This is a genomic window from Streptomyces roseus (genome assembly GCF_001044425.1).
GTDB lineage: Bacteria > Actinomycetota > Actinomycetes > Streptomycetales > Streptomycetaceae > Streptomyces > Streptomyces roseus.
This window is the reverse complement of sequence record NZ_LFML01000161.1, coordinates 41,286-50,495: the sequence shown is the minus strand read 5'-3', so window position 1 is coordinate 50,495 and position 9,210 is coordinate 41,286. Positions and strand designations below refer to the sequence as shown.

General features: G+C 73.5%; 10 protein-coding genes. 2 read left to right on the top strand and 8 right to left on the bottom strand.

Annotation, left to right across the window (positions count from 1 at the left end):
* The 7 genes from ACS04_RS33310 to hrcA all read right to left on the bottom strand — a co-directional run.
* The coding region (locus ACS04_RS33310; RefSeq protein ID WP_048480602.1) for a leucine zipper domain-containing protein at positions 1 to 422 on the bottom strand (422 nt) is incomplete at its 3' end.
* A gap of 109 nt (positions 423 to 531) precedes the next feature.
* Positions 532 to 1,437 (bottom strand): ribonuclease Z, encoded by a 906-nt coding sequence (locus tag ACS04_RS33305; RefSeq protein WP_048480601.1) that lies wholly within the window; start codon positions 1,435 to 1,437, stop codon positions 532 to 534.
* A gap of 4 nt (positions 1,438 to 1,441) precedes the next feature.
* On the bottom strand, positions 1,442 to 1,801 hold the full coding sequence (locus tag ACS04_RS33300; protein WP_048480600.1) for a histidine triad nucleotide-binding protein: 360 nt from the start codon (positions 1,799 to 1,801) through the stop codon (positions 1,442 to 1,444).
* A 141-nt stretch (positions 1,802 to 1,942) separates the two neighbouring features.
* On the bottom strand, positions 1,943 to 2,689 hold the full coding sequence (locus ACS04_RS33295) for a 16S rRNA (uracil(1498)-N(3))-methyltransferase (RefSeq protein ID WP_048480599.1): 747 nt from the start codon (positions 2,687 to 2,689) through the stop codon (positions 1,943 to 1,945).
* A complete protein-coding gene (locus ACS04_RS33290; RefSeq protein ID WP_048480598.1) occupies positions 2,686 to 3,777 on the bottom strand; it encodes a nitronate monooxygenase in 1,092 nt (363 codons plus the stop codon). Before ACS04_RS33290 ends, ACS04_RS33295 begins: the two co-directional genes overlap by 4 nt.
* A 147-nt stretch (positions 3,778 to 3,924) precedes the next feature.
* Positions 3,925 to 5,064: a molecular chaperone DnaJ gene (gene dnaJ / locus ACS04_RS33285; protein WP_048480597.1), complete on the bottom strand. Its 1,140-nt coding sequence runs from the start codon at positions 5,062 to 5,064 to the stop codon at positions 3,925 to 3,927.
* Positions 5,065 to 6,081 carry a heat-inducible transcriptional repressor HrcA gene (hrcA, locus tag ACS04_RS33280; RefSeq protein ID WP_048480701.1) on the bottom strand — a complete coding sequence of 339 codons (1,017 nt, stop codon included), beginning with the start codon at positions 6,079 to 6,081 and terminating at the stop codon, positions 5,065 to 5,067.
* 155 nt (positions 6,082 to 6,236) lie between these two features.
* Here hrcA and ACS04_RS33275 point away from each other — a divergent pair, with 155 nt between their 5' ends.
* Together ACS04_RS33275 and ACS04_RS33270 are read left to right on the top strand one after the other, a co-directional pair.
* A complete protein-coding gene (locus tag ACS04_RS33275) occupies positions 6,237 to 6,962 on the top strand; it encodes an MBL fold metallo-hydrolase (protein ID WP_048480596.1) in 726 nt (241 codons plus the stop codon).
* A gap of 28 nt (positions 6,963 to 6,990) precedes the next feature.
* Positions 6,991 to 7,794 carry a DUF3097 domain-containing protein gene (locus ACS04_RS33270; RefSeq protein WP_048480595.1) on the top strand — a complete coding sequence of 268 codons (804 nt, stop codon included), beginning with the start codon at positions 6,991 to 6,993 and terminating at the stop codon, positions 7,792 to 7,794.
* Positions 7,795 to 7,897: 103 nt separating this feature from the next.
* On the opposite strand, the gene hemW is transcribed toward ACS04_RS33270, so the two are convergent.
* Positions 7,898 to 9,130: a radical SAM family heme chaperone HemW gene (hemW, locus tag ACS04_RS33265; RefSeq protein ID WP_048480594.1), complete on the bottom strand. Its 1,233-nt coding sequence runs from the start codon at positions 9,128 to 9,130 to the stop codon at positions 7,898 to 7,900.
* Positions 9,131 to 9,210: the final 80 nt, after the last annotated feature.

Genomic DNA, 9,210 nt, shown 5'->3' with positions numbered 1-9,210 from the left:
TCGATGTGGACGAGCTCGCCGGGGCGGGCCCGTTCGTAGCGGCGGACGGGTTCGCCGGTGGCACGGTCGAGTGCGGCCAGGGGTGGCATACCGTGGCGGGTCAGGATGCGGTGGGCGGTCGAGGCCGCGATGCCGCAGCGGGCGGCCAGGCGCAGGGGTCCGATCCGGTGCTCGCGTCGTAGCCGCAGGACGTGTTCCTCGACTGCGGCCGCGGTCCGCCGTGGCTGGCGGTGGGGGCGGCTGGAGCGGTCACTCATTCCGGCGATGCCGAGCTGCCGGTAGCGGGTGGCCCAGCGGGCGGTGGTGGTGTGGCTGACCTGGAAACGCTCCGCGGCCCGCCGCACGGGCCAGCCGTCGTCCACGACACAGCGGGCCAGCCGAAGTCGTCCGGTCTCGGTCAGCGGGGCATTACGGTGGACCACGAGGGCCTCCTCGGAACGATGTAGATGTCGCAATCCACACCGAACCCGGAGGCCCTCACCCATTTCAAGAACCCAGCACGCGTGTCACCAACGTCCCCGGACAACACACCTAGCCGCGCTTCGGCAGGGGAACCCGTGCGAGGTCCGCGGCGATCGTCAGCTCGCCCTCGAAGCCGGCCGCGCGGGCCTGGCGTCCGAACTCCCCGGGGTCCGAGTAGCGCTGCGAGAAGTGCGTCAGCACCAGGTGCCGCACGCCCGCGCCGCGTGCCACCCGGGCCGCCTGGCCGACGGTGAGGTGGCCGTGGTCGGTGGCGAGCGCCTCGTCCTCGTCGAGGAAGGTGGACTCGATCACCAGCATGTCGGCGCCCGCCGCGAGGGCGTCCACGCCGGGGCACAGCCGGGTGTCCATGACGAAGGCGAAGCTCTGTCCCCGCTTGAACTCGCTGACGTCGTCCAGCGTGACCCCGCCCAGCTGCCCCTCGCGCTGGATCCGGCCCACGTCTGGCCCCTTGATCCCGTGCTGCGCGAGCAGTCCGGGCACCATGCGGCGCCCGTCCGGCTCGGTGAGCCGGTAGCCGAAGGACTCCACCGGGTGCGAGAGCCGGCGGGCCTCCAGGAAGTACGAGGGCCCCTCGGCCAGCGGCCCGTCGGCCGCTACGGGCTCCTCGCGCAGCGCCACGGTCTCCCGGTAGGCGGTGGCGTACCGGAGCCGGTCGAAGAACTTCTGCCCGGAGGCCGGGTAGTGCGCGGTGACGGGGTGCGGGACCCGGTCCAGGTTGATGCGCTGGATCACCCCGGCGAGGCCGAGGCTGTGGTCGCCGTGGAAGTGAGTGACGCAGATCCGGTTGATGTCGTGGGCCGCCACCCCGGCGCGCAGCATCTGGCGCTGGGTGCCCTCGCCCGGGTCGAAGAGGATGCCCTCGCCGTCCCAGCGCAGGAGGTAGCCGTTGTGGTTGCGGTGACGGGTGGGCACCTGGCTGGCGGTGCCCAGCACCACGAACTCTCGTACGGACACGGTGCTATCCGGGGGGCCACTGGAGGCCGCGGCCGCCGAGGACGTGCGCGTGCGCGTGGAAGACGGTCTGGCCGGCGCCGGCACCGGTGTTGAACACCACACGGTAGCCGTGGTCGTCGAGCTTCTCCTCGGCCGCGATCTGCCCGGCCTCGCGCAGCAGGTCCGCGGCGACGGCCGGTTCGGCGGCGGCGAGGGAGGCGGCGTCGGGGTAGTGCACCTTGGGGATCACGAGGACGTGCGTGGGTGCCTGCGGGTTGATGTCCCGGAAGGCGAACGTCGTCTCGGTCTCCCGGACCACGGTCGCCGGGATGTTCCCCGCGACGATCTTGCAGAACAGGCAGTCCGCCTGGGGTTCCCCGGCCATTGCTTCGCCTTCCGAGACAGCGGCACGGGCGGACGGGCCGCCGCGCCGACGATGATCAGCCCCGGCATCGTATCCGGCGCGGCCCGCGCCCTCGAGTGCGTTTCGGCAGGACCGGGACCCGGTGCCGCCGGGGGCCCGGACTCAGGACCAGCGGCCCGTGCGCGCCAGCAGGACCGCCGTCGCCGCGGTGCCGGCGGTGGAGGTGCGCAGGACCGAGGAGCCCAGGCGGAAGGGGTGGGCGCCGGCCTCCGCGAAGACGGCCAGCTCCTCGGGCGACACCCCGCCCTCCGGTCCGACGACCAGGACGAGGGAGCCGCCGGCCGGGAGCTCGGCGGTGGCCAGGGCCTCCGAGGGGGTGTTCCGGTCCTCGTGGAGGACCATCGCGAGGTCCGCCCCGGCCAGCAGCGCCGCGACCTGCTTGGTGGACATGGCCTCGGCCACCTCCGGGAAGCGGACCCGGCGGGACTGCTTGCCCGCTTCCCGGGCCGTGGCCCGCCACTTGGCCAGGGACTTGGCTCCGCGCTCGCCGCGCCACTGGGTGATGCAGCGCGAGGCCTGCCAGGGGACGATCGCGTCCACGCCGGTCTCGGTCATCGTCTCGACGGCGAGCTCACCGCGGTCCCCCTTGGGGAGGGCCTGGACGACGGTGATCCGTACGGCCGGTTCCGGCTCCTCCTCGATCGAGTTCAGGTCCATGACGACCAGGCGGTCCTTGCCCTCGGCGGCCTTGACCACGCCCTCCGTCCAGTGGCCGCGCCCGTCGGTGAGGATCACGTCCTCACCGGGGTTCAGCCGCTTCACGGACACCGCGTGCCGGCCCTCCGGGCCGTCGAGCACGAACTCCGGCCCCGCGGGGACCTTTTCGACCACGAACACGGGGGCGGTCATGACGTACTCCTGTTGTTCATCGACTTCAACGCACTCTGTGCCTCGGCCAGTTCGGCCGCCAGCACCTCCATCAGCTGCCCCGCGGGCAGCGCCCGCGCCAGCCGGTGTCCCTGGCCCGCCCACAGGGCCATGCCCTGCGGGTCCCCGGCCGCGGCGGCCGCCTTGCGCAGTCCGCTGGTCATGTGGTGGATCTGCGGGTACGCGGCCGGGGCGTACGGCCCGTGCTCCCGCATGAACCGGTTCACCAGGCCCCGGGCCGGCCGCCCCGAGAACGCCCTGGTCAGCTCGGTGTGGGGGAACAGGGGGTCCGTGAGGGCCTCCTTGTGCAGCGGGTGCGCGCCCGATTCGGGGCAGGGCAGGAACGCGGTGCCGAGCTGCGCCGCCTCCGCGCCCGCCGCCAGCAGCGCCGCGATCTGCGAGCCCCGCATCAGCCCGCCCGCCGCGATGATCGGCAGCGCCACGGCCTCCCGTACCTGCGCCACCAGCGCGAGCAGGCCCACGCCCGCCGTGCCGTCGGCCTGCGGGTCGTCGCGGTGGGTGCCCTGGTGGCCGCCGGCCTCCACGCCCTGGACGCAGAGCGCGTCGGCGCCCGCGGCCTGCACGGCGCGGGCCTCGTCGACCGAGGTGACGGTGACCACGGAGTGCGTACCGGCCTTGCGCAGGGCGGCGAGCACCACGGGCGCGGGGCAGCCGAAGGTGAACGAGACCACGGGGACCGGGTCTTCGAGGAGGATCGCGAGCTTGGCGTCGTAGCCGTCGTCGCTGGTGCCGATGATGTCCTCGTCGGCCAGGGACAGCTCGTACCAGCTGGCCTCGCCCGCCAGCTGCCCGCGGTACGCCTCCACGGCCGCCGGGTCCACGTACGCGGTCTGCGGCATGAAGAGGTTCACGCCGAACGGGCGGCGGGTGAGCGCGCGCAGCTGCTTGATCTCCTGGTACATGCCGTCGGCGGTCTTGTAGCCGCCGGCCAGGAAGCCCAGGCCGCCCGCCTCGCACACGGCGGCGGCCAGCGGCGGGCAGGAGGCGCCGCCCGCCATGGGAGCCTGCACGATCGGGTAGGGGGAGAGACCGTACGGTGCGGAGGACATGGACTGCATCGTGCCATGTCCCGCTCACCGGGCCGAATCACCGCATTCGCCTGGCATAGTCCGCTTCCGCGGCGGCGTCCGGATCCATGCGGCGAGCCCGGTCCGGGGCGTCCCCGGACCGGGCTCGTACGTCTGCCGACGGGCCGGTCAGCGGCCGTTGAAGGCGTCCTTCAGGCGGCTGAAGAGGCCCTGCTGACCCGGCGCGAACTGGCCCATGGGACGCTCCTCGCCGCGCAGCTTGGCGAGCTGGCGCAGCAGCTCCTCCTGCTGGGCGTCCAGCTTGCCGGGGGTGGTGACCTCGACGTGGACGATCAGGTCGCCGCGGCCGCCGCCGCGCAGGTGCGTGACGCCGCGCCCGTGCAGCGGGATCGACTGGCCGGAGCCGGTGCCGGGGCGGATGTCGATCTCCTCCATGCCGTCCAGGGTCTCCAGAGGGCATTTGGTGCCCAGGGCCGCGGCCGTCATGGGGATGGTCACCGTGCAGTGCAGGTCGTCCCCGCGCCGCTGGAAGGTCGGGTGCGGCAGCTCGTGGATCTCCACGTACAGGTCGCCGGCGGGGCCGCCGCCGGGGCCGACCTCGCCCTCGCCCGCGAGCTGGATCCGGGTGCCGTTCTCGACGCCGGCGGGGATCTTGACCGTCAGGCTGCGGCGGGAGCGGACCCGGCCGTCGCCCGCGCACTCGGGGCACGGGGTCGGGACCACGGTGCCGAAGCCCTGGCACTGGGGGCAGGGGCGCGAGGTCATGACCTGGCCCAGGAAGGACCGGGTGACCTGCGACACCTCACCGCGACCACGGCACATGTCACACGTCTGCGCCGAGGTGCCGGGGGCGGCGCCCTCGCCGGAGCAGGTGGTGCACACGACGGCCGTGTCGACCTGGATGTCCTTGGTCGTGCCGAAGGCGGCCTCGTCCAGCTCCAGGTCGAGGCGGATCATGGCGTCCTGGCCGCGGCGGGTCCGCGAGCGCGGTCCGCGCTGCGAGGCCTGGCCGAAGAAGGCGTCCATGATGTCGGAGAAGTTGCCGAAGCCGCCCGCACCGAAGCCGCCCGCGCCCGCGCCGCCGCCCGAGGAGGACAGCGGGTCGCCGCCGAGGTCGTAGACCTGCTTCTTCTGCGGGTCCGAGAGCACCTCGTAGGCCGCGTTGATCTCCTTGAAGCGCTCCTGCGTCTTCGGGTCCGGATTCACGTCCGGGTGGAGTTCACGCGCGAGGCGGCGGAAGGCCTTCTTGATCTCGTCCTGCGATGCGTCGCGGCGCACGCCGAGAACGGCGTAGTAGTCCGTGGCCACTTACGACTCCGCCAGGATCTGTCCGACGTAACGTGCCACTGCGCGTACCGCTCCCATCGTTCCGGGGTAGTCCATGCGGGTCGGTCCGACCACGCCGAGTTTGGCGACTGTCTCGCCGCCCGAACCGTAGCCGACGGAGACGACGGACGTGGAGTTCAGTCCCTCGTAGGCATTCTCATGCCCGATCCGTACGGCCATTCCCGACTCGTTGGCCTCGCCCAGCAGCTTGAGGAGCACGACCTGCTCCTCCAGCGCTTCGAGCACCGGCCTGATCGTCAGGGGAAAATCATGGCCGAAGCGCGTGAGATTGGCGGTCCCGCCGATCATCAGACGCTCCTCGGCCTCTTCGACCAGCGTCTCCAGCAGCGTGGAGAGCACGGTCGACACCGTGCCGCGGTCCTCCGGTTCGAAGGACTCCGGCAGATCCTGCACGAGCTGCGGCACGTCGGTGAACCGGCGGCCGACGACCCGGCTGTTGAGCCGCGCCCGCAGATCGGCCAGCGAGGTCTCGCCGAACGGCGCCTGGCAGTCGACCAGACGCTGCTCCACCCGCCCGGTGTCGGTGATCAGCACGAGCATCAGCCGGGCCGGGGCCAGCGACAGCAGCTCCACGTGCCGCACCGTCGAACGGGTCAGGCTCGGGTACTGGACCACGGCGACCTGCCGGGTGAGCTGCGCGAGCAGCCGTACGGTGCGGCCGACGACGTCGTCGAGGTCGACGGCGCCGTCGAGGAAGTTCTGGATCGCCCGGCGCTCGGGCGTCGACAGGGGTTTGACCCCCGCCAGTCTGTCGACGAAGAGCCGGTAGCCCTTGTCGGTGGGGATCCGGCCCGCGCTGGTGTGGGGCTGGGCGATGTACCCCTCCTCCTCCAGCACGGCCATGTCGTTGCGCACGGTGGCGGGCGAGACGCCGAGCCGGTGCCGCTCGGTGAGCGCCTTGGAGCCGACCGGCTCCTCCGTCCCGACGTAGTCCTGGACGATGGCGCGCAGCACCTCGAGTCTGCGTTCGCTGAGCATCGCGCACACCTCCAGCTGGTCGTCGTCGCTCGACGTGGTCGGTTTCATCTGCTGCGTTGGCACTCCGGGCGTTCGAGTGCCAGAGATCCCCCGGCCAGTGTACGGCCGGGTGGTCAGCCCCTGGCAAGGGCGGCCCGCCAGGGTAGCGTCGCGGCATGGACGTGCATTGGGAAGAGGCGGGCTGGGAGCGGCTGACCGGACGGACCGGACGGCGACGGCTCCCGGTGTGGGACTGCACGGTGGGACTGGTGGTGGGGGACGAGGCGGTGCTCCTGATCGACCCGGGCTCGTGCGTACGGGAGGGCGCCCTGGTGCGGGCCGAGGCGGAGCGGCTGACCGGCCGGCGCGTGACGCATATCGCATTCACGCACGGTCATTTCGATCACGTACTGGGCGCGGGCGCGTTCGCCGGGGCCGAGGTGTTCGGGGCGGTCGGGCTGGACGCGGAGCTGTCGGCGGGCCGCGAGGAGCTGCGCGCCGACGCGGTCCGGCAGGGGCTGGCGGAGACCGAGGCGGCCGAGGCCGTGGACCTGCTGGTGGTGCCCCGGCATGCGGTGTCGGGCGAATGGACGCTGGAGCTGGGCGGGGTGCAGGCGCTGCTGGCCAACGTCGGGCCCGGGCACACCCCGTACGACCTCGCGGTGTGCGTACCGGGCGAGCGCGAGACGGTCTTCTGCGGGGACCTCGTCGAGGAGTCGGGGCAGCCGCAGGCGGGCAGCGACGCGGTGCCGACGCAGTGGCCGGCGGCGCTGGACCGGCTGCTGTCGCTGGGCGGGGACGACGCGCTGTACGTGCCGGGTCACGGAGCGGTGGTCACGGCGGGCTTCGTGCGTGAGCAACGCGACACACTGGCACGGCGGTTCGGCGTGTCGGGCCCGTGAGGGCGCGCGCTCTCCTACGCTCGGCCGGATGCGCGAGTACTCCCCCGACCTGACCCCGCAGTGGAAGCGCCCCAAGCCGGTGCCCGAGGTGCCCGCGGACACCGATCTGGTGGTCGAGGTGGCGGGTACGGACTTCTGCGGGGCGGTGGTGGCCTGCGAGGCGGGCACCGTGACCCTGGAGGACCGCTTCGGCAAGCGGCGGGTGTTCCCGCTGGAGCCGCGGGGGTTCCTGCTGGAGGGCGCCGTGGTGACCCTGACCCGGCCCTCACGGGCCCCCGCGGCCCCCTTGCGCACGGCCTCGGGCTCGGTGGCGGTCCCGGGGGCGCGTGCGCGCGTGGCGCGGGCCGGGCGGATCTACGTGGAGGGCCGGCACGACGCGGAGCTCGTGGAGCGGGTCTGGGGCGACGACCTGCGGATCGAGGGCGTGGTGGTGGAGTACCTGGAGGGCGTCGACGACCTCCCCGCGGTGGTCGCGGACTTCGGCCCGGCCCGCGACGCCCGCCTGGGCGTCCTGGTGGACCACCTGGTCCCGGGGTCGAAGGAGTCCCGGATCGCGGCGTCGGTGACCTCGCCGGACGTCCTGGTCGTCGGCCACCCGTACGTGGACGTCTGGCAGGCGGTGAAGCCGTCCGCCCTGGGCATCCCCGCGTGGCCGCAGATCCCGCGGGGCCAGGACTGGAAGACGGGCGTCTGCAGGGCGCTGGGCTGGCCGGAGAACACCGGCGCCGCCTGGCAGCACATCCTCTCCCGCGTGCGGTCCTACAAGGACCTGGAGCCGGTCCTGCTGGGCCGCGTGGAGGAACTGATCGACTTCGTCACGGAGCCGGTCTGAACGAAGGCGGCGTGCCGGCCGGGCCAGGCCGCCGACCCGACTGGGAACGGCGCGGGCCGGGCCGCGACCGCCCGCCCGCGCGGCGATGCACTCCGCGCGGTGATCAGTCCACCAGGTCCCGGACCACCGCGTCCGCCAGCAGCCGCCCGCGCAGGGTCAGAACCGCGCGGCCGGCCTCGTACGGGGCGGGGGCCAGCAGGCCGTCGGACAGGGCCCGGCGGGAGGCCGCCAGGCCGGCCGGGGCCAGCAGGGACAGCGGGACGCCGTCCACCAGGCGCAGCTCCAGCAGGATCCGCTCCACCCGGCGGTCCTCCTCGGACAGGAGCTCGCGCCCCGCGCCCGGGGAGCGGCCCTCGGCGAGGGCGGCGGCGTAGGCGCCGGGGTGCTTCACGTTCCACCAGCGGACCCCGCCCACGTGGCTGTGGGCTCCGGGACCGGCGCCCCACCAGTCCGCGCCGCGCCAGTACAGCTCGTTGTGCAGGCAGCGGCCGGCCTGCGAGGTGGCCCAGTTCGAGACCTCGTACCAGGAGTACCCGGCCGCGGCCATCACCTCGTCGGCGATCAGGTACCGGTCGGCGTGCACGTCGTCGTCGGTCATCGGGACCTCGCCGCGGCGGATCCGCCGGGCCAGCTGGGTGCCCTCCTCCACGATCAGCGCGTACGCGCTGATGTGGTCCGGGCCGGCCCCGAGGGCGGCGGCCAGGGAGGCCCGCCAGTCCTCGTCGGTCTCGCCGGGCGTGCCGTAGATCAGGTCCAGGTTGACGTGCTCGAAGCCCGCCGCCCGCGCCTCCGCGACGCAGGCCTCCGGCCGCCCGGGGGTGTGCGTGCGGTCGAGCACCTTCAGGACGTGCTGCCTGGCGCTCTGCATGCCGAAGGAGATCCGGTTGAAGCCCCCGGCCCGCAGCTCCGCCAGGTAGGCGGGGTCCACGGACTCCGGGTTGGCCTCCGTGGTCACCTCGGCGTCCTCGGCCAGCCCGAACTCGTCGCGGATCGCCGCGAGCATCCGTACGAGGTCCGCGGCGGGCAGCAGGGTCGGCGTGCCGCCGCCCACGAACACCGTCCGTACGGCCCGGGGATCGTCGCCGAGCACCTTGCGGGCGAGGCGGACCTCGTCGATCAGGGTGTCGGCGTAGTTCTCCCGGGAGGCGAGCACGCCGCCGGTACCGCGCAGCTCGGTCGCGGTGTACGTGTTGAAGTCGCAGTACCCGCACCGCGTGGCGCAGTACGGGACGTGCAGGTAGAACCCGAGCGGCCGGTCCCCGGCGCCCGTCAGGGCGTGCGACGGCAGCGAGCCGTCTTCGGGCATGGGTTCACCGTCGGGCAGTGCGGAAGGCATGCCCCCATTGTCCCGCACCGCGGCCGGGGGTCCGGCCGCTCACCGCCGCCCCCCGGGCCCCTCGTACCGCTTTCCGCCGC

What these genes read in the sequence shown, in the direction of transcription:
- ACS04_RS33300 (WP_048480600.1), bottom strand. Translation starts at nt 1,801, where the DNA reads ATGGCCGGGGAACCCCAGGCGGACTGCCTGTTCTGCAAGATCGTCGCG.
- ACS04_RS33295 (WP_048480599.1), bottom strand. Translation starts at nt 2,689, where the DNA reads ATGACCGCCCCCGTGTTCGTGGTCGAAAAGGTCCCCGCGGGGCCGGAG.
- ACS04_RS33290 (WP_048480598.1), bottom strand. Translation starts at nt 3,777, where the DNA reads ATGTCCTCCGCACCGTACGGTCTCTCCCCCTACCCGATCGTGCAGGCT.
- hrcA (WP_048480701.1), bottom strand. Translation starts at nt 6,081, where the DNA reads ATGCTCAGCGAACGCAGACTCGAGGTGCTGCGCGCCATCGTCCAGGAC.
- ACS04_RS33275 (WP_048480596.1), top strand. Translation starts at nt 6,237, where the DNA reads ATGGACGTGCATTGGGAAGAGGCGGGCTGGGAGCGGCTGACCGGACGG.
- ACS04_RS33270 (WP_048480595.1), top strand. Translation starts at nt 6,991, where the DNA reads ATGCGCGAGTACTCCCCCGACCTGACCCCGCAGTGGAAGCGCCCCAAG.
- hemW (WP_048480594.1), bottom strand. Translation starts at nt 9,130, where the DNA reads ATGCCTTCCGCACTGCCCGACGGTGAACCCATGCCCGAAGACGGCTCG.